Source organism: Alkalibacillus silvisoli (assembly GCF_039521975.1).
GTDB lineage: Bacteria > Bacillota > Bacilli > Bacillales > Alkalibacillaceae > Alkalibacillus > Alkalibacillus silvisoli.
The window spans coordinates 40,564-59,895 of record NZ_BAAACZ010000018.1; the positions used below are offsets into that span (position 1 = coordinate 40,564).

The following is a 19,332-nucleotide window of genomic DNA, read 5'->3' on the forward strand; positions in this document are numbered from 1 at the left end:
TATTTTGGCAAGTAGTTATGGTAAGTGGATTGAAGCATCAGTTAAAGTGTTAAAGGAACTTAATGATAATAGTAAAGGCCCTGTTCATGTTGGAGAAGCGATGGCTTGTTGGACATACTTAGCTTTTGTTGAAAGTATTATTGCTTATGAAGAAGTTGGGCTAAATATGACATTGGATAAGGATGTTAAAAAGTTTATTAATGATGCTTATGACGTAGCAAACTCACACATTAAAGAAATGACGACACTTATGAGAAATGAAGGAATCCCAATAGCCTCATCACCAGCTCATAAGCCCATATCAGATCCGAGAAGTGTACCAGTGGGTGCGAGGATGAGTGATGAAGAGTTAATGAATACTTTATCAATAAATTTCGTTTATGCAGGGGATATGTGTGCAGCCTCAGCTAGTCAATGTTTAAGAACAGACTTAGGGTTAATGTTTTTAAAGTTTCAAATAGATAAATTTTCTTTAGGATTTAGTGCAAAAGAAATGATGAAAAAACGCGGTTGGCTAAAGGTGCCGCCAGCGTATAGACCTCCTGGGAGTCCAGATCCAGAAAATAATTAAGTACACTGATCATAATAACGAATATCTTCTAGGGAAGATATTCGTTTGTTTATTTTGCTATACAGTTAAAAAAAGGCCTTTCCAACTATTTACAACATTAAGTTCAGTGGTATACTCTTTAATAGAAAAAATAAATAGGTGGGGATTAATATGGGGAAACAAAAATGGTTTTACTTAATACTTAGTTGCCTATTTTTATTTATTTTAACAGCTTGTCTAGGCGACTCGGATGATGGAACAGATGAAGATACACAAGAAGAAAGTGAAGGTGTATCTGAAAATGAAGACAACATAGATTCAGAAACGAATGAAGAAGAGGAAACTACAGCTGATAAAGATCAAGATGATAATTCAACTCAAGCTGTTGCACCTTCTGAAATCGAAGACACATTAGAATTCACAAGAGTTTGGTTTACATTTGGTTCACCTGAAAGACAACCTAATGCAGGGGTTTGGTTATATACAGAAGATGACCATCCAAGTGATGTAACAGATGTGTTTGACTTTGATGAGTATGATATCTTGTTATATCAAATTGGGGATGAAGAATATTTAGGCTATGATTTGCGTGCTCAACGAATGGTATTAGAAGATGATGATGTTGTTCGTGTTGTTGTTGGAATACACGATGAGCCTAAGGATTATCGTGACCCAGAAGACTATGAAATGCCTCGTCAGTATTTACAAGTAAACAAAGAAGATCTCAGAGGGAAATCGTTTATCTTTGAGACAGAAGATGGGGAAGCATTAAGTGTACAATAATTAATTATAAATGCAAAAGTGAGTGAACCTAATGTGGTTTTCACTCACTTTTGTTTTATAAAATTATTGAAAGATTGATTAATTTTCTTGATAAGCACTAGCGATTAAACCAGCCACTTCAGCGTTATGATAAACAAGAGCTAAGTTCGTTTCTAAGCTTTGGCCATCTGTTAAACTTTTCACTTTATCTAAAATAAACGGCGTTACTTCTTTACCGGTAATGTTGTTATTTTTCGCTTCTGTGATCGCTTCTTGAATGACATTTTCAATTTTATTATAGTCTAATGCAGCGTGTTCAGGCACTGGGTTAGCAATTATAGCGCCACCTTCAAGACCTAAGTCCCATTTAGTTTTTAGTGACTTAGCAACTGCTTCTGGTTGATCGATTTGGTAATCAACACCGAATTCACTTACTCGAGAATAGAATGAAGGGAATGTGTTTGTTTTGTAACCAATAACCGGAACCCCATGCGTCTCTAAATATTCTAACGTTCGACCGATATCTAATATTGACTTAGCACCAGCGCAAACGACAGCGACATTCGTTTGTGCTAATTCCGTTAAGTCTGCTGAAACGTCCCAAGTGATTTCACCTTCACGATGGACACCACCAATTCCACCAGTGGCAAACACTTTAATACCTGCAAGTTCAGCTGCAATCATCGTCCCAGCAACAGTCGTTGCCCCAAGCTCTCGTTGTGCAATAACATGAGCGAAGTCACGACGGCTCACCTTATGAACATTTTCACTCGTAGCAAAATCATTTAATTCTTCTTCTGTTAAACCGATTTTTATCTCGCCATCCATAATGCCGATCGTAGCAGGTACTGCCCCTTGTTCACGGATTATTTCTTCAACTTTACGAGCCATTTCTAAGTTTTGCGGGTATGGTAACCCGTGAGAGATAATCGTTGATTCTAGAGCAACGACAGGTTGTTTATTTTGTAAAGCCTCTTGTACTTCTTTTGTGTATGATAAAAATTGTTCCATTTACGACAACTCCTTTAATAAAGTATTAATCTTCTCTGTTGATAAGTCTTCTGAACAAGACTGATTTGATTGAAGTGTTAACGTTGCGCACGCTAGTCCGAAACGACAAGCCTGTTGCAACGACTGACCATTTATAAAACCATAAATAATACCAGCAGTGAACGCATCACCAGCTCCGGTTACGTCAGCAACTTCTGTACGAATAGCTTCAACCCTACCTTCTTCATCATTAGAACAATAATAAATGCCCTCTTCACCCAAAGTGATGACAACTTGCTTAACGCCTCTTCGCAGTAACTCATGGCAAGCTTTCCCCAAGTCATTAGCACTATTAATTGTAATACCTGACAGTTCCTCGGCTTCTTCCTTGTTCGGAATAATCGTGTGCACACCTGATAAATCTTCAGGTAGCTTTTTCGCTTTAATTGAGGAGACAGGGTCTAAAAATAATGGCTTCTGATTACTTTTAGAACGTCTTATTACTGCATGGATAGCACTTTCAGAAATATTAGTATCTAAAAAGATTACATCAGAGCGTGCGTATTGTTGCCATTTTTGCTCAATTAACTGCTCAGATACTTTGTTGTAAATCTCCATATCTGCCATAGATACAACGAGTTCACCATCTCGGTCGATCAACGCTGTATAAGTTCCTGTACGGCTTTGAGGTAAGGTAGTAACTTCGCTTGTGTCTATTCCGATTTTGTAAGCTGACTCCGTTAACCAAGCACCTTCTTTATCTTGACCTACAAAAGTAGCCAAAGTCGGCTTTAAGTCTAGTCTGACTAAGTTTTCAGCGACGTTTCTTGCTACACCGCCAAGAGATTCGTCAGTTATAACAGGGTTAGACGACTCCATTCTAACGTCTTGCAAAGCATGTGACTTACGGTCAACGTTAGCTCCACCAATGCATGTAACTCCACTGTGGTCATTTAAAATATAGGCTCGTCCTTTAATGTCACCAGACGCAATTAACCTCTTAATATAGTTGGCAACCGCTGGACGCGAGAGACCGACTTCATCAGCTAACTCTTGTTGTGAGATGTAAGGGTTTAATTTTATAAAATTTAAAATTTGTTGTTCTTTTTCCATTTTTGAACCCTCCACTTTCAATAAATGAAATCGCTATCAATTTATTATAACAAAAGTTTATCACTTAAACTTTTGTTTGTAAATGGTTAATAGACAAATATGCTTAGGTCTAAAATAACAATATGAAAGGGTTTTCATAAATGAGCAACAAAATGATAGCGATTACATATAAAAACCTATCAAAATGTTATTGACTTTGTGGTTTAAGTAAGTAAAATGGATTTTAAATTTAAATTATCTAACTATTTCAAAAGTTCAGAGGAGTTGGTACGTGTGGAAAATGACATTAGCGATTTTATTTCAGACTTATGACTTTATTAAAACCTAGGAGGAACTTATATGGACGATCAAATGTATTCTAAAAAGCTATTAACAACACTATTATTAACTTTACTTATGGTACTAGCTGCTTGTGGTGGTAACGATCAAAATGATGAGGCAGCTGGTGGAGAAGAAGAGCCAGAAGATTTAACAAATAACGATGCGGAAGACACTTTAGTTGTTGGTTTAGATGATGATCCACCGTTGTTAGACCCTCACTTATCCACTGCACAAGTAGAGAGTCAAATTTTCAAAGCTGTTTATGAAACGCTAATTAATGTAGATGAAAACTTAGACCCTATCCCTGGACTTGCTAAAGATTGGGATGTCTCAGAGGATGGTTTAACTTATACATTTTATTTACAAGAAGGTGTCACTTTCCACGATGGAGCAGATTTTAACGCTGAAGCAGTAAAGTATAACTTTGAACGAATTTTAGATGAAGATCTTGGTTCGCCAAATGCTTCGGACTTAAGGTTAATTGAAGAAATGTCAGTAGAGGATGAGTATACATTTGTCGTTGAGCTAGAGGAACCGTTTGCTCCTTTCTTATCTGGACTATCTCACCGAGCAGGTCAAATGGTTTCGCCTGAAGCGGCTGAAGATGAGTCAATTGATTTGTCTAACGAACCCGTTGGTACAGGACCATTTCAGTTCGTTGACCGTACAGCTCAAAGCCATTTAGAGTTCGAGCGTCACGATGATTACTGGGGTGATCAACCAGATTATCAGTACTTAGAGTATCATGCGTTTTCCAACGAAGATACGCGCATTACAAACTTAGTATCAGGTGATCTAGATATCGTGAATCGCGTGGCTCACAAAGACCTTGAGCAACTAGAAGAGAATCCAGAAATCAATATGTCTGAAGAAGATGGAATCGGCTTCCAAGGTTTAATGTTAAATACAGACCGAGAGCCATTTGATAACCAAAAAGTAAGACAGGCTATGAATTATGCAGTAGATCGTGAAGCTATTACTGAAGTCGTCTTTCATAATGGCGCTGAACCAGCAGTTAGTCCATTTGCACCGTCAAGTTGGGCAAACAATCCAGACTTAGAAGTGCCTGATCGTGAAGTTGAAAAGGCACAGGAGCTATTAGAAGAGTCAGGGGTTGAGGATTTATCATTCACGTTAACTGTTAGCCCATCACCAGCAGAGCAACAACTTTCTGAAATGTTAAAGTCGATGCTAGATGAAGTTGGGTTTAACGTTGAAATTGAGCAAGTTGAGTTTGGTGCTATTTTAGACCGTATGTATGAAGGTGACTTTGATATAGCTCGACTTGGATGGAGTGGTCGAGTAGACCCAGATGGTAATGCATATAGCTGGTTCCACACAGATGAAACGTATAACTTTACAGGAAGTTCTAATGAACAGTTAGATGAATTGCTAATAGATGCTAGAACAACTGTTGATCAAAGTGAAAGACAAGAGATGTACCACGAAGCAGCAGAGATTCTATGGGATGAAACGCCTTACATTTTCTTATATCACGAAAATGACTATAAACCGATGAAAGACAACGTTCAAGGGTTCAATCACGTACCAGACGGATTAATTCGACCGGCAGATTTAACACTTGAATAAAAGTTGGTAAGGTGCTGCAGCCAATTGCAGCACCTTGCTTTACACTAATTTAGACAATCAGGAGGGGTGAAGGTGCTCTCATTTCTACTTCGCCGTGCAGGCTTAATGATCGTTATATTATTTTTCGTTAGTATTATCGTGTTCTCACTAGTTAATGTCCTACCTGGTGATCCGGCGTTAATGATTTTAGGGCAGGAAGCAACAGACGAATCTTTAGAAGCATTGCGTGAGGATATGGGGTTAAATGACCCTCTAGTTATGCAGTACTTTGCTTGGGTTGGTGACTTATTGCAAGGTGATTTTGGTCAATCGTTTCGAGATAATACTGAAGTTTCGAGTCTATTAGCTGAAAAGATTCCGATCACACTACAGCTAACAGTCATGTCGTTTGCGATTGCTGTTTTAATTGCAATTCCAGCAGGTGTCATTAGTGCGACAAGAAAGGGGACTCTATGGGATTCATCAGCCACCTTATTTGCACTATCAGGCGTGTCATTACCACCTTTTTGGTTAGGTATTCTATTAATCTTTATTTTTGCTGTCACGCTCGGTTGGTTTCCACCATCAGGTTATGTACCTATTACAGAAAATGTCGCCCAAAGTTTATGGTACATGTTACTACCTGCTGTTGCTTTAGGTGTGAGGCTATCAGCAGAACTAACCCGTATGCTTCGTTCTAGTTTACTAGAGGTATTAGGGTCAGATTATATAAGAACAGGTTATGCCAAAGGGTTACTTGAACGAGCTGTTGTATATGGTCATGCCTTAAGGAATTCAATTTTACCGGTCATTACAGTTAGTGCGTTACAGTTTGCTGCTTTCTTAGGCGGAACGGTCATTACAGAAGAGATCTTTAATATTCCAGGGTTAGGCCAACTATTAGTCACATCAATTCAAACGCGAGATTTCCCTGTATTACAAGGGGCCGTTATGTTTATGGCTTTAGCTGTGATATTAATCAACTTCTTAACAGATGTTTTATATTCAATCTTAGATCCACGCATTAAGCTAACAGGAGGGTCACAATAATGGAGCAATCTCAAAACCTATCAGTACAAAAGCCCAAAGTTCAAAGCCCTCGCCTGCGAATGCTTAAAACAATGCTAGAACGGTTATTGCAAAATAAATTAGCCGTCTTCGGTGGTTTCGTTACATTCCTATTAATATTTACAGCTATTTTTGCGCCGTGGTTAGCACCGCATGATCCAACTGAACAAAATTATAGTGCTGTCCTACAAGCACCAAGTATTGAGTATTGGTTTGGAACAGATAATCTAGGCCGTGACATTTTTAGCCGAGTTATATATGGAGCGCAAGTGTCGTTACAAGCAGGTCTAATCTCAGTTGGCATTGCGTTAATTATTGGAGTTCCGGTTGGTTTAATTTCTGGTTATTACCGCGGTTTTATAGATGAGTACATCATTATGAGAATGACAGATGCCATGCTTTCAATCCCAGCTTTAGTATTAGCATTAGCTCTAGCCGCGGTATTAGGTGCCGGGTTAACTAATGCGATGATTGCGATTGGTTTAGTGTTAACCCCTAACTTTGTTCGTTTAATTCGTGGTGAAGTTTTGGCTCATCGTGAAAAAGAATATGTAGAAGCGGGGAAGGCCTCAGGTATTAGTGATTTTAGTATCATTCTAAAGCATATTTTACCGAATACAATTGCGCCAATTATGGTTCAAGCAACGCTTGCTATTGCCGCAGCTATAATCGTCGAAGCTTCACTCAGTTATTTAGGTTTAGGAACTCAGCCACCTAATCCAAGTTGGGGTTCCATGTTAGCAACCGGTCAAGGTTATTTAGATTCGGCTCCGTGGATCGCTTTATTTCCAGGGGCATTAATCTTCATTACCGTCATATCAATTAACTTGTTCGGCGATGGCATACGCGACATGTTAGATCCGAAGATGAAGTAAGGAGTGTCACGTCATGAAAAATACGAGCGAAGAATACCAATTACAAGTCCGCGGCTTAGAAGTTGGATTTAATAATAAAAAGAACTTCACACAAATCTTAAATGGTGTGTCGTTTAACGTGCAAAAAGGAGAAACACTATGTATCGTTGGCGAATCAGGTTGCGGGAAAAGTTTAACTTCACTTTCAATTATGGGACTACTACCAGAATCAGGGGGAATTCGTTCAGGTGAGATTCGATTTGAAGGTCAAGACTTAACGAACCAATCCATGAAAGAAATGAGTAAAATACGTGGCAATGAGATCTCAATGATTTTTCAAGAGCCAATGACGTCATTAAATCCCGTTCATACAGTAGGGAAACAAATTGCAGAAGCAGTCCGAATTCACCGTAATGTAACGAAAAAAGAAGCCTATGAACGCGTTGTTGAAATGTTTGAATTAGTTGGTATTCCTTCTCCACGTGAGCGAGTTCATAACTACCCCCACGAAATGAGTGGAGGAATGCGTCAGCGTGTCATGATTGCGATGGCACTTGCCTGTAATCCCAAATTATTAATCGCCGATGAACCAACAACCGCATTAGATGTAACGATCCAAGCTCAAATATTAGACTTATTAAATGAGTTGAAAGCCGATTTAGACATGTCGATTGTCATGATTACCCATGATTTAGGCGTCGTTTCAGAAATGGCTGACCAAGTGCTCGTGATGTATGCAGGTGAAGTAATTGAATATACAGATTCAAAGTCGTTATTTGAAAACCCAAAACACCCATACACACAAGGGTTGATCGAATCAATTCCAAAGCTACAAGGGAAAACAGAAGAACTACCAGTCATTAAAGGGTCTGTACCGAACCCGGATGAAATGCCATCTGGTTGTCGCTTTTCGACTAGGTGTGCTTTTGCAAAACAGGAGTGTTTCGTTCAGTCTCCAGAAGAAGTAGGAACAGAAGACCATCCCGTTCGTTGTTGGATGTATTCAGGTGAGTGGCAACAGATGACACCATTTGAAGGAGGGGAGTCTAATGACAACAGCTCAAGTGAAGCAGTCGACCGACAACCTATTAGAGGTTAAAGGGTTAAAAAAATACTTTGAAGTCGGTGGTGGCTTATTTAAACAAAAACAACAAGTCAAAGCCGTCGATGACTTGACCTTTAACGTTAAAAAAGGTGAAACGTTAGGTATTGTCGGTGAGTCTGGTTGTGGTAAGTCAACGATGGGACGTGCACTAATTCAACTACAAAAACCAACGTCAGGTGAAGTGTTTTACGAAGGTCAAGATATTGCTCAACTGAGTGGTAAGCAGTTACGGAAGTTACGTAAAGATATACAAATTATATTCCAGGACCCCTTCGCTTCATTGAACCCTAGAATGACAGTAGGAGCAATGTTGACTGAAATTGTAGCAACTCATGAAATCGTCCCTAAAAAAGAACGGCAAAGCTACGTTCAAAATTTACTTGAAGAAGTCGGGTTAAAGGCTGAAGCTTATTGGAAGTATCCACATGAATTTAGCGGTGGGCAAAGGCAGAGAGTCAGTATTGCAAGAGCACTTGCTGTACAACCTAAGTTAATTATATGTGATGAAGCGGTCTCGGCATTAGACGTATCCGTTCAAGCGCAAGTATTGAACTTATTACAAAAGCTTAAAAGGAAACACCAACTCACTTATATTTTCATTTCTCATGATTTATCTGTCGTTAAGCATATTAGCGACCGAGTAGGTGTGATGTATTTAGGTAAAATGGTCGAGTTAGCTGATGAAAACTCCATATATGAGAAACCAGCGCACCCTTACACACAAGCTTTATTTTCAGCAATTCCTGATATAACAGAGAATAATAAAGAAAGAATTCAGCTTAAAGGTGATGTTCCTAGTCCGTTAAATGTACCTTCTGGATGTCGTTTTCATACACGTTGCCCCCTTGCAACAGAATATTGTAAACAAGTTGATCCAGCTTTAGAAGAAGTGAAGGAGGACCATTTAGCGGCCTGTCACTATACCGCGCAATAAATAAAGCCAGTCGTCATAAATAATTGACGGCTGGCTTTATTTCATTTTCCCCCAGTTAACTAAATGCTCTTCAGTACTGCTTAACTTTAAAATGAAAGGGTAAACGATCGAGAATGAAAGTATAACTGCAAGAGAAAGTCCAATGGCGTCTAATAAGGTCATCTTAAAAATCATAGATGGAACAATAATAATAAATGGAATAAGTAAAGTTAATCCCCCCGTTACTTTCAGCGTTTTTTTAGAGGCATACTGGTGTGCATGACAATGAAGGCATACCATTCTTGTGTCTAATTTAGTAGAAACTTTATTCGTCTCCCACCACGACCACTTTGTTTCACATTGCTGACAAATCGGCACAAACCACACTTCCCTTTATATAAAAGTGAGTTTCATTATATCATATTCCCAATTACAAGAATTAGGAAATTTGTACTATGTTGATTTTGAGTATAGGTGAGTAGTCAAAAAGTATTATGGAAAAATATTCTAACTTTGTTACAATGTTTGTCAAACAATTGGAATTATATAGGTTGTTTCACTTTTATTGCTTTTATAGTCATCACTGTAACAAAATTAGGAATTTAAAAGAAATATACAACAGTGACACTGAATAAGCCACTTTAGATATATAGATTGTTAGATTATTAGAAAAATTAATAGTCATATAATACTAATCCAATATAACTGTTTTTAGAGCAGTATGCAGGACAGTAATGGCATTGAGTTCAAAGTTATTTACCTTAGCAGTAGTCATATAAATAATAGTGTTTTTTCCTAAGAGAAGGTGAGGAATATCTATGTTGGAAACAAAGAGAAGGGCGATGATTTTCCTTATATTGGCTTTTATACTCGCACTTAGTGCTGGTTACTTTGTCTATGATAAGGTTAGAGCCTTAAATTCAGAGCTAGGTGGTATGACCGAAGTATACGTTGCTAATGGCAACATACCTTCTCGTCTATTAATTCAAGAAAACAATTATAAAGTTATGGAGCTCCCCAACCGTTTTGTTACAGATAGCCACATTACTAGTTCTGAACAGTTACATAATAGGGTTTCAGTTGTTCCTTTAGAGGATGGAGATCTTATAACTAAAAATGTACTGAAGCCTCAGTCCAACTTACAAAATGATGAAAACAGATTAATTGCAATACATCGAACTGAAAATATCCATTTTGATCAAGTTATCGATGCATTAGACCGTGTTGATATCATTGTCTCTAATGAAAATGATGATGGAGATAAAGTAACGGAAGTCTTCATGACAGATGTCCCGGTTGTCTTTGCTCAAGGCTCTAATGAAAATTTTTCAGGAATAGCCGTTGAGGTTAGTTTTGAGGAAGCTCCTGATTTAATACATGCTCAAAATTATGCAGAGCACATAAGGATTATAAAAGCGAATGTAGGAGTAAATGAACAACTCCCTGAAATCGGTGAGGAGAATGAACATAACGATCCTGACAATTTGGAAGGAGATCAATAAGTAAGGAGAATGACCTTATGGAAAAGTTAGACATCTTATTAGTTAGTGAAAATGAAGGTGTTACAAACCAAATTCTAAACTCATTAGAACGTGATGAAGTAAGCATAACAGTTATTCGCTCTGAAGATGTTTCAAGAGAAGTTAACCGACAAATGAGACATATTGTTATATTCGTACATTCGGACAATGAGTATGTTGTAGAGCATATTCAGTATGTTAAGAACATTAGCTCACAATCCTTGGTGATTTATTTAAGTCAGGAAACAGATATAAGTACTTTACGGAATATTACGCGAGCTGGAGCTGAGGAGTTTTTTATTCTCCCAGATGAACTTTCACTCTTTATCAGTCGGATGCCAACCATTATAAAAAATTATCAAATAAAAATACAATCTGAACAAAATGAGACTATGATTTTCGGAAAGAGTAATGGCAGCATTTACTCATTTTATAGCGGTAAAGGAGGGAGTGGCAAATCATTGTTGGCTTCGACTTTTGCACAGACAGTAAAGTTAGAGTCTGTTGCGGAAGTTATTCTAATAGACTTTGATATCCAATACGGCGGTATTGAAACAATTATGTCCATTGATTCAAACCGATCATTATTAGATTTGAAGCCAGTTATTCAAGAGTTGAATGAGAGTCACATACGGAATGTGTCTCAGACAGAGCAGTACTCTAATTTAGAGGTCTTAATTAGCCCAAGGGACGCTGAAGCTACTGATTACTTAGACGATCAATTTATAAGCCGTTTATTGCGTACATGTAGACGATCTTTTGACCTTTGTGTCATTGATTTACCGTCTCAAATTAATAGTTTAGTAGCTACAGCTTTAGAGGAGTCAGATTATATATATTATGTACTTTCACCTGAAACACCATCTTTAAAAGTTTTGAAGCATTATGAAGAGCTTTGTGAACGGCTTGGAATTAATTTGGAATCGAACATGGAAATTATTATTAACCAAGTATCGAAGGCTAATGAGTTAAAGATAAAAGATTTGAAAGAGCTAATGAGGTTTCCTGTTGTTGCTACTATTCGCAAGGATTATAAAGGTTTGCAATCTTTTATTAATAAGGGAGAGCCCATTAGGAAGAAACAAAAGGAAAAGCTAATCCCTTTTGCACGGGATGTAAGGAAATTCTCAAGAGCAGTTTTAAAGTAAGGGGGTGTTTGAGTGGCATCATTATTTGACAAGCGAACTGGAAGAGCCAGGCAAGAACCTAATAGAAATACAGAAAACGCTCATTTTATAGAAGACTTAGTCAGTCATTATAAAAATAGACTGCTAAAGGACACCAACTTAGAGGCTTTAACAAGTTTGAATGATGGTGAGAAGCGATTGAAGATTGAACAATTGGTCTCACAGTTTATGTCTGAAGAGAAGGTCATTATTCCAAGGCAAGACAAAGATCTACTAATTACAAGAATTTTGGATGAATCAGTTGGTTTTGGTCCACTAGAACCGCTAATTAACGATGACACGATAACAGAGATTCTAATAAATGGCTACGATGAAGTGTTTGTAGAACGTTTTGGGAAACTAGAAAAGAGCCAAGTGTCTTTTCGCGATGATGATCATGTAAGGCATGTCATTGATCGGATAGTAGCTCCAATTGGTAGAAGAATTGATGAAAGTTCACCTATGGTGGATGCTAGGTTGCCTGATGGTAGTCGTGTAAATGCTGTAATTTCACCAGTCAGCCTTCACGGTACTCTTGTATCAATTAGGAAGTTTAGAAAAGAACCCTTTCAAATGAATGACCTAATAAATTTCAATACGGTTAATAGTCAGATGGCTGCTTTCTTAGAAGCATTAGTTAACTCTAAAATGAACATTTTAATCTCTGGAGGTACGGGTTCAGGTAAAACAACATTGCTTAATGTTTTAGCTACAGAAATTTCATATTCTGAACGAGTAGTTACAATTGAAGATTCAGCAGAATTACGAATCGACAGAGAGAATGCTGTTGGTATGGAAGCGCGTACTGCGAACCTTGAAGGCAGAGGGGAAATTACCATACGAGAGCTTGTTAGAAATGCTTTAAGGATGAGACCTGACCGAATAATCGTTGGTGAAGTTCGTGGTGGAGAAGCGTTTGACATGCTTCAAGCGATGAATACAGGACATGAGGGTTCAATAACTACTATTCACGCTAATTCGACTGATGATGCTTTAAGAAGAGTAGAAGCCATGGTGGTAATGGCGGGACTGGAGCTGCCACCAAAGATCATTCGAGAGTATGTTGTTGGTGCTTTGGATATTATTGTTCAAGTGACAAGACTAACTGATGGTACTAGAAAAGTAGTATCCATATCAGAATTGAAAAAAAGTAATGATGGAAGCTTTCAAGTTAAAGATATATTTGTATTTAAGCGCACAGGGATGAAGGAAAATGGTGAGATTGAAGGTTATTATACTTCAACTGGGTATGTTCCTCAATGTTTGGAGAGGCTTAAAGTTTTTGGGTTTGGAATACCAGAGAGTGCCTTTAGAACTGAAGGTGAGGTGCCAATTTGGCAATAATTATTCTTTCGGTCATAGCAACATTTATGTTTGTAATATCCATTATGTATTATCTAGATTTTCGCAAAGAGCGAAAACAAATTAGAAAGTATACAACGGATTTATACCAACCTGATGAACAAAGACGAAGCTTTATTGTTTTATTAGGAGATCGTTTTGACAAAACGGATTTGGCCAAACCAATGAATGAAAAGCTAAAATCAGCTAACATTCCTCTAACCCCGTCAGAATTCATAGCTGCACAAATTGTCACATTCATGGGGTTAGTATTGATCTTATCCAATATGTTTCAAGTTAATTTCACTCTAAGTCTGTTACTATCATTAATCATTTTAGGTGTAAGCAAAAGAGTCCTTTTCCTATTGAGGAAAAATAAAATGAAGGAAAGGTTTGCAGAACAGTTACCTGAGATATGCCGTGTACTGGCTAATTCAACTCGTTCTGGCTTAACACTTAACCAATCAATCCATGTGGTTGCTCAAGAAGTAAACGAACCTGCTAGAGATGAGTTTAAACGATTAGCACATGAGTTGAGTTTAGGAGTTGAGTTTAATAAGGCTATTGAGTCAATGGAAGAAAGAATTGATAACCGAGAGTTTAAGTTATTTACAGCAACGATACAAATTCAGAAAAAAGCAGGTGGAAACTTATCTACAATCCTAGATGAGATGGGGCAAACTTTAGAAAATCGTAAAGTTTTACAACAAGAAATTAAAACTATGACAGCTGAGCAAAAGTATATTGCATACTTAGTTCCTGTTATTCCTATTTTTTTAGTTTTGATGATGAATAACATTGTAGATGGCTTTTTAGATCCACTTTTTACATGGATAGGCATAGTTTTATTAGTCATTTTTATTGCTGGTATAGGTCTAACTGCCTTTCTAGTCCGAAGAATAACTAATATTAGGGTGTGAAGTTATGGATGGGATGTTTGTCATTTTGTTAGTCATGGCCATGTTCTTTTTAGGGCTAGGTTTTATCAATCTTTATAAGTACTTAGTGTATAAGCAACAGTTAAGAAGAGACCTAAAAGATCAGACGGTTAAACGTAACATTATGAAAAAAAGAATGTCTAGAAGAGAAAGGCTACTATCTCAAATGTTTGAGTATGCTGATGATTTTTCACATATAGGCAAAAGGATAAATTTCTATAGTGAAGACCACGATGTGAAAAAGTGGTTAATGAAAGCCGGTTATCCTTATAAGTTAACGGTTGATAGATTTCAAGGGTTAAAAATACTATTTATGATTATCGGTTTGATTTTCGCAGGAATAGGTTTGCTATTAGGTTTACCTTTTTCTGAAATAGGCGTTGTCTTATACCCACTAATTAGTTATGCAATTGTTATAGTTTGGATGAAAAATAAGGCAAAAAAAAGGCAAGAAGAACTATCGTTTCAACTTCCTGATTTCTTAGACACGATGAGTGTGACTCTACAGGCTGGTGTCAACCTTAATCAAGCCTTAAGAGATATTGTTCCTTACTTTGAAGGTCCAATCCAAGAAGAGTTTGGTCGATTCTTACAAGAGGTAAGCGTTGGTGTTCCGAGACATGAGGCTTATAGGACACTACAATCTCGAAATGATAGCAAAGAATTCCAAATTCTCATTAAGTCATTAATACAAGGTGAGAGGTTAGGTGTACCGATCTCGCAAACATTTCATCAGCAGGCAGAAGAGATGAGAAAAATAAAGAAGGAATTAATTAAAGAAAAAGCAGCAAAAGCATCACCAAAAGTAACATTAATTACGACGTTTATAGTATTGCCTTCGTCATTAGTATTAATTGGTGGTCTTATGATCATCAATATGTTTAGCCAAAATCGTAATATATTTCAATTATTTTTAAATTAATTAAAAGGAGAGGGCTTAAATGGAAAAAATCAAAAACTTTTTTTGGAAAATGATGTTACCAGTTCAAAATGAAAGGGGAGCTCAATCATTAGAATGGCTAGGGATCGCAGCTTTAGTCATTTTAGTTCTTGGTATAATCTCAACTGCTATTAGTAATAGTGAAAGTGGAATTACTGAAATAATTACAAGTGTCATAGAAAGTATTTCTGAAATGATAGGTTAATAAGTAAATAGGGTGGTAAGTAACAGATGAAGATTAGATTAATAGCTATAACAGTAATTTGTCTATATTTATTATCGGGATGCTTTCAATCGAGTAACTCTGGAGAAGAATTAGAGTCGATAGAAATTGAAGCAGAGGCAGAAGAAGAGGAGGACAACAAAGAGGAAAATGATGATGAAAAGGAATCAAACGAGCAAGAATCAGAAGAAGAGGAAATAGAAGTTGACCCGATACCAAGTACATTTGAAGAGCTTGTTGCTCAAGAAGTTGGGGAAAATGCCAAGCAGTACAATGAGCTAGGAAAGAGTTGGGAAGAGAGACGTCAGGAAATTTATGAAGATTTTAGTGATTTACCAGAATTAAGTGAAGACCCGTCAGAGGAAGAATTGGATTACTTCTATAGAGAGTTATTGAGAAAGGCTCAATTTGATTTTAAGGGGCCAGAAGAAGTTCTCAGTCAATTCAAGTTCCACTCTTTTGGAAACCCTGATATTGGAGATACGCGATATGAGTTTAAAGAGAATTTAAATGTCATTATTTTGTTGGACGCATCTGGAAGTATGGCAGCAGAAGTAAGTGGAAAAGTGAAGATGGATGCTGCTAAAGATGCTATAACCAATTTTATGAAGAACTTGCCAGAAGAGACCAATGTTGCTTTAAGAGTGTATGGCCATGAAGGGTCTTCAAGTAGTTCAGATCAACAATTATCATGTGAGAGTACTGAGTTAGTATATGGTTTTGACCAGTATAATGAATCGGATTTTAAACAGTCCTTAGGCAGTGTTCAGCCGGCGGGTTGGACACCAATTGGTCTAGCGTTAAAAGAGGCGCAAGAAGACCTATCATCGTTTGACGGAGAAACTAATACCAATATCGTATATCTCGTGAGTGATGGTATTGAAACATGTGACACGAACCCAGTGGAAGCAGCAGATGAACTATATCATTCTAATATTACACCAATCATTAATGTAATAGGGTTTGATGTTGATGGTGAAGGGCAAAATCACCTCAAGGAAATAGCAGATACCGTAGAAGGAATCTTTGAAACAGCGAATGACGAGAGTGAGTTAGCTGATGAGTTAAATAAAGTAAGTGAAATCGCGCGAGCATGGGATGATTGGAAAAGGTATGAAGGCTATGAAGTGAGTAGCGTAAGGTCATCAAATTATTTTGAAATTTTCAGTTATACGACACAGAACAGGGTTTCAAGAACAACTCAACGCCACCTGATTAATAGTGTACTTTCAGTTTATTCTGAACGGGATTTAATTGACCGTGAATCGTTTAGCTATCTTAGAGAAAAAAATCGTGAATTCCATACGTGGCTCACAGATGAGATTGAAAGAATCAATGATGAACTACATGAATTAAATGAAGCATCTTATGAAGAGGCTGTAGAACAGTTAGAAGAAATATTTGAATCCAATGTCGATTAGTACTGATGGTGAAAAGGGATTGGGCTGAAAGTAATTTAATTTGAGAGGAGAAGTATTGTGTGAAGAAATTGAGGTTTACTCGGTTGAAGAGAGTTATATCAATATTCTTAATCACATCTTTGATGTTATGGGTTTTCTTCCCTTTCATAGTTGTTGCTAGTGCTGGTCAACCCATTACACCTGGAGATCCAATTACACCAGGGGATCCGATTAAACCTGGAGACCCAATTACTCCAGGTGATCATATTGAAGTAGGAGAGTTTATTGTTCCAGGTGATGTATATGACTACGGGGAAGGAATTGAAGCTGGAGGTTTTTTAGAACGTCGTGAAGGCTTGAGATCTGGTGAACCAATAATTGGCGGGAATGCTTATCGGGATGGTAAGTTTTTAATCCCGAATGCGCCTTACCAACCTAATAACGGATTATTTATTAGCCCGGGTAACAACATTCAACCTGGAGACCCAGCATACGGAAATCAAACAACGCCCGGAGATCCTGCTAGAGGCGATCATACTCAAACAGGTAATTATGCTGGTAATGGAAACCCTGTTGGACCAGGGGAAGCTACTGGTGGAGGTCATGGTGTCGAGTCAGGCCAGTTCTTTGAAGGCGGAAATTCAATATATGGAGAAACTACAAGTGGGAATGAGTTAGGCAGTGGAAACCTAATACTGGATGCGAGTCTTACGTATGAAAGGGGTTCCTTGAATAATTGGGAAGGAGCTTACCAAGAAGGTATAGGTTATAGAAATGGAACTGTAGGAACATTTTTGAACCCTCAAAGAAGTGACCGAAAAATACAGCAATCGAGCTGGGTTCCTGGTTTATCAAACACTTTGGATAATGCTGGTAAAGTGATAACTGCTGCAGATGATATAGCACAAGGTTTAGTGGCCAATTATGCTAACTTTGATTTTAGGGACTTAGGGAATGGGAGATACTCAATTACTGGCAAAAACCAGTTAAATAATTCAGTTGCAAATTCGTTTTATAACCGATATAGAACATTTAATAATAACGGTGTACAGCACACCTTTGGACCCCAATCCAGACATATAAACCAAGAAACTTACAACCAGTTTTTAGCAGACAAAAGCTTAGGAGGTTCATCCAATAGTGTTACTCAATCAGCTAGAAATGCTATAAATAGCTCATTAAATATTTTTAATAAAGATTTTTGGAGACTATCAAACTCTGCGACACTTGGAGGACCTGTTGGACTAGGTTTAACAGCTGCTGAACCAGTTTATGAACATTCAAGTGGTTTTCAAAATTGGTCAGGGTTAAGAACTACAGACTTTGCTGCAGATCTAACTACTGAGGCAGGAGTCGGGGTGGCATCTGCAGCAACAGGGGCTATAGCAGGATCTGTCGCTTCAAGTATGTTTGCTGGGGCAGCAATGGGGAGTGTAGCTACACCAATAGGAACTATAGTTGGAGCTGGAGCAGGGCTAGCAGTAGGGTTAGTAACAACATTTTCTATTAATCATACAAGTGCAGGTCGTCGAATTAAAGAGGGAGCTAATAAAGCTATTAAAAAAGGTTATGATGGCGTTGTAAGTGCTGGCGAGCAAGTAGTTGAAGGTTATAAGAAAGCAGCAAATAGCGCAAAGGAAATGGCTAAGTCTGGAGTTTCTAAGGTTACTTCATTTTTTAGTGGTTAATAACTCAAAAGGAGGGGCGTATTTTGTCTAAAGCCAATCTTAGTTTAAAAGAGAGTAAAGTGATCCAATTATCATTATTGATGTATCTATGTGCCGTCCTTGCAAGTGCGTTTTTAGAAACTTGGGGTATTTTGATTCTAAACTTAATTATTGCAACCGTTTGTAGCACTTCTTATTTTATTTTATGGATGTTATACAAGGGGCAGCGTAGAAGGTATTTTTCATTAGCTAGCTTTGTAATGCTAAACGGATTTGCAATCTTTTTTGCTGTACCGTTTTTAGTATTTATTTATGGTTCAATTTCATTTTGGGTCGGCGTATTACTTGTTATTTCGATGTTGCTAGTTCCTTATCTTTTCTCTGAAGAGGTTGCACTAAGTGTAAATAAGCCTTATAAGACGAGGCTAGGGAGGGTTTATATCATTTTATCAAGTATGTTATTGATATTTGGGTCAGGTGTTTATGCTGATAGCCTGTATTCTCAAACTACTGATCCTTTACAAGCCTCTTTATATACTTTTCTTTTCTCATTGTTTTGTTGGTTTGTTGCACCTGTTCTCTTAATCAAACCAAGGAAGATGGATGAAGTATTGGCGGAGGAGTAAATATAATATATATCCAATCATGCTGATCAAACCGAAGAGAATGGAAGAGGTTATGGCGGAAGAGTAATTGGTCTAATGAAAATGAGGAGACTCAAAGTCAATATGTGAACTTTACTCTAGTAATTCCAGTTTTTCGATGACTGGTAGATAATGAATTGCAAGAAAGAGTACCATGTTGGAGTTAATTTTTTAGTTTGTTAAACACTTAGGTCTTCTCATAATCATTTCAATACCTTTTATACCACCAAGTGTATTGGGATTCGTAG

General features: G+C 37.5%; 19 protein-coding genes. 16 read left to right on the forward strand and 3 right to left on the reverse strand.

Going from position 1 to position 19,332, the window contains the following annotated elements; all coding sequences use genetic code 11:
* Positions 1 to 4: 4 nt before the first annotated feature.
* Together ABDZ63_RS10995 and ABDZ63_RS11000 are read left to right on the forward strand one after the other, a co-directional pair.
* The gene (locus ABDZ63_RS10995; protein WP_343783572.1) at positions 5 to 571 is read left to right on the forward strand and encodes a DUF3231 family protein; all 567 of its coding nucleotides are present in this window, start codon (positions 5 to 7) and stop codon (positions 569 to 571) included.
* 150 nt (positions 572 to 721) lie between these two features.
* Positions 722 to 1,333, forward strand: a complete 612-nt coding sequence (locus ABDZ63_RS11000) for a hypothetical protein (protein WP_146813706.1) — start codon at positions 722 to 724, stop codon at positions 1,331 to 1,333.
* A gap of 78 nt (positions 1,334 to 1,411) precedes the next feature.
* On the opposite strand, the gene ABDZ63_RS11005 is transcribed toward ABDZ63_RS11000, so the two are convergent.
* On the reverse strand, positions 1,412 to 2,323 hold the full coding sequence (locus ABDZ63_RS11005; RefSeq protein ID WP_343783573.1) for a pseudouridine-5'-phosphate glycosidase: 912 nt from the start codon (positions 2,321 to 2,323) through the stop codon (positions 1,412 to 1,414).
* On the reverse strand, positions 2,324 to 3,415 hold the full coding sequence (locus ABDZ63_RS11010) for a carbohydrate kinase (RefSeq protein ID WP_343783574.1): 1,092 nt from the start codon (positions 3,413 to 3,415) through the stop codon (positions 2,324 to 2,326). It abuts the gene before it with no gap.
* A gap of 339 nt (positions 3,416 to 3,754) precedes the next feature.
* On the opposite strand from ABDZ63_RS11010, the gene ABDZ63_RS11015 reads away from it, so the two are divergent.
* From ABDZ63_RS11015 to ABDZ63_RS11035, 5 genes are all read left to right on the forward strand, one after another.
* Entirely contained in the window at positions 3,755 to 5,326 is a 1,572-nt protein-coding gene (locus tag ABDZ63_RS11015; RefSeq protein WP_343783575.1) for an ABC transporter substrate-binding protein, read from the forward strand.
* Between the two features lie 72 nt (positions 5,327 to 5,398).
* Complete coding sequence (locus ABDZ63_RS11020; RefSeq protein WP_307067134.1) at positions 5,399 to 6,355, forward strand: ABC transporter permease; 957 nt, start codon at positions 5,399 to 5,401, stop codon at positions 6,353 to 6,355.
* The gene (locus tag ABDZ63_RS11025; RefSeq protein WP_343783576.1) at positions 6,355 to 7,248 is read left to right on the forward strand and encodes an ABC transporter permease; all 894 of its coding nucleotides are present in this window, start codon (positions 6,355 to 6,357) and stop codon (positions 7,246 to 7,248) included. The genes ABDZ63_RS11020 and ABDZ63_RS11025 overlap by 1 nt, the downstream gene beginning before the upstream one ends.
* Positions 7,249 to 7,261: 13 nt before the next feature.
* A complete protein-coding gene (locus ABDZ63_RS11030) occupies positions 7,262 to 8,326 on the forward strand; it encodes an ABC transporter ATP-binding protein (protein ID WP_343783577.1) in 1,065 nt (354 codons plus the stop codon).
* Positions 8,277 to 9,266: an ABC transporter ATP-binding protein gene (locus tag ABDZ63_RS11035; protein WP_343783578.1), complete on the forward strand. Its 990-nt coding sequence runs from the start codon at positions 8,277 to 8,279 to the stop codon at positions 9,264 to 9,266. Before ABDZ63_RS11030 ends, ABDZ63_RS11035 begins: the two co-directional genes overlap by 50 nt.
* Positions 9,267 to 9,302: 36 nt before the next feature.
* Here ABDZ63_RS11035 and ABDZ63_RS11040 read toward each other — a convergent pair whose 3' ends face one another.
* Positions 9,303 to 9,632, reverse strand: a complete 330-nt coding sequence (locus ABDZ63_RS11040; RefSeq protein ID WP_343783579.1) for a TIGR04104 family putative zinc finger protein — start codon at positions 9,630 to 9,632, stop codon at positions 9,303 to 9,305.
* Positions 9,633 to 10,063: 431 nt separating this feature from the next.
* Here ABDZ63_RS11040 and ABDZ63_RS11045 point away from each other — a divergent pair, with 431 nt between their 5' ends.
* The 9 genes from ABDZ63_RS11045 to ABDZ63_RS11085 all read left to right on the forward strand — a co-directional run bounded on the left by ABDZ63_RS11045 (position 10,064) and on the right by ABDZ63_RS11085 (position 19,066).
* Complete coding sequence (locus tag ABDZ63_RS11045; RefSeq protein ID WP_343783580.1) at positions 10,064 to 10,747, forward strand: CpaB family protein; 684 nt, start codon at positions 10,064 to 10,066, stop codon at positions 10,745 to 10,747.
* 17 nt (positions 10,748 to 10,764) lie between these two features.
* Positions 10,765 to 11,913: a CpaE/TadZ family protein gene (locus ABDZ63_RS11050; RefSeq protein ID WP_343783581.1), complete on the forward strand. Its 1,149-nt coding sequence runs from the start codon at positions 10,765 to 10,767 to the stop codon at positions 11,911 to 11,913.
* Positions 11,914 to 11,925: 12 nt separating this feature from the next.
* Positions 11,926 to 13,275, forward strand: coding sequence for a TadA family conjugal transfer-associated ATPase (locus tag ABDZ63_RS11055; protein ID WP_343783582.1), 1,350 nt, complete (start codon positions 11,926 to 11,928; stop codon positions 13,273 to 13,275).
* Positions 13,266 to 14,192 carry a type II secretion system F family protein gene (locus tag ABDZ63_RS11060; protein WP_343783583.1) on the forward strand — a complete coding sequence of 309 codons (927 nt, stop codon included), beginning with the start codon at positions 13,266 to 13,268 and terminating at the stop codon, positions 14,190 to 14,192. The genes ABDZ63_RS11055 and ABDZ63_RS11060 overlap by 10 nt, the downstream gene beginning before the upstream one ends.
* A gap of 4 nt (positions 14,193 to 14,196) precedes the next feature.
* A complete protein-coding gene (locus ABDZ63_RS11065) occupies positions 14,197 to 15,132 on the forward strand; it encodes a type II secretion system F family protein (RefSeq protein ID WP_343783584.1) in 936 nt (311 codons plus the stop codon).
* Positions 15,133 to 15,151: 19 nt separating this feature from the next.
* Complete coding sequence (locus ABDZ63_RS11070; RefSeq protein WP_343783585.1) at positions 15,152 to 15,355, forward strand: hypothetical protein; 204 nt, start codon at positions 15,152 to 15,154, stop codon at positions 15,353 to 15,355.
* Between the two features lie 26 nt (positions 15,356 to 15,381).
* Positions 15,382 to 16,794: a vWA domain-containing protein gene (locus ABDZ63_RS11075; RefSeq protein ID WP_343783586.1), complete on the forward strand. Its 1,413-nt coding sequence runs from the start codon at positions 15,382 to 15,384 to the stop codon at positions 16,792 to 16,794.
* Positions 16,795 to 16,916: 122 nt separating this feature from the next.
* Positions 16,917 to 18,461, forward strand: coding sequence for a YtxH domain-containing protein (locus ABDZ63_RS11080; RefSeq protein WP_343783587.1), 1,545 nt, complete (start codon positions 16,917 to 16,919; stop codon positions 18,459 to 18,461).
* A 23-nt stretch (positions 18,462 to 18,484) separates the two neighbouring features.
* Positions 18,485 to 19,066, forward strand: coding sequence for a hypothetical protein (locus ABDZ63_RS11085; protein ID WP_343783588.1), 582 nt, complete (start codon positions 18,485 to 18,487; stop codon positions 19,064 to 19,066).
* Positions 19,067 to 19,332 lie beyond the last annotated feature (266 nt).

Bases quoted from the DNA above. Each gene is read 5' to 3' on its own strand.
- ABDZ63_RS11070 (WP_343783585.1), top strand. From the start codon at position 15,152: ATGGAAAAAATCAAAAACTTTTTTTGGAAAATGATGTTACCAGTTCAA.
- ABDZ63_RS11050 (WP_343783581.1), top strand. From the start codon at position 10,765: ATGGAAAAGTTAGACATCTTATTAGTTAGTGAAAATGAAGGTGTTACA.
- ABDZ63_RS11045 (WP_343783580.1), top strand. From the start codon at position 10,064: ATGTTGGAAACAAAGAGAAGGGCGATGATTTTCCTTATATTGGCTTTT.
- ABDZ63_RS11075 (WP_343783586.1), top strand. From the start codon at position 15,382: ATGAAGATTAGATTAATAGCTATAACAGTAATTTGTCTATATTTATTA.
- ABDZ63_RS11005 (WP_343783573.1), bottom strand. From the start codon at position 2,323: ATGGAACAATTTTTATCATACACAAAAGAAGTACAAGAGGCTTTACAA.
- ABDZ63_RS11035 (WP_343783578.1), top strand. From the start codon at position 8,277: ATGACAACAGCTCAAGTGAAGCAGTCGACCGACAACCTATTAGAGGTT.
- ABDZ63_RS11065 (WP_343783584.1), top strand. From the start codon at position 14,197: ATGGATGGGATGTTTGTCATTTTGTTAGTCATGGCCATGTTCTTTTTA.
- ABDZ63_RS11000 (WP_146813706.1), top strand. From the start codon at position 722: ATGGGGAAACAAAAATGGTTTTACTTAATACTTAGTTGCCTATTTTTA.
- ABDZ63_RS11080 (WP_343783587.1), top strand. From the start codon at position 16,917: ATGTTATGGGTTTTCTTCCCTTTCATAGTTGTTGCTAGTGCTGGTCAA.
- ABDZ63_RS11025 (WP_343783576.1), top strand. From the start codon at position 6,355: ATGGAGCAATCTCAAAACCTATCAGTACAAAAGCCCAAAGTTCAAAGC.
- ABDZ63_RS11030 (WP_343783577.1), top strand. From the start codon at position 7,262: ATGAAAAATACGAGCGAAGAATACCAATTACAAGTCCGCGGCTTAGAA.
- ABDZ63_RS11015 (WP_343783575.1), top strand. From the start codon at position 3,755: ATGGACGATCAAATGTATTCTAAAAAGCTATTAACAACACTATTATTA.
- ABDZ63_RS11010 (WP_343783574.1), bottom strand. From the start codon at position 3,415: ATGGAAAAAGAACAACAAATTTTAAATTTTATAAAATTAAACCCTTAC.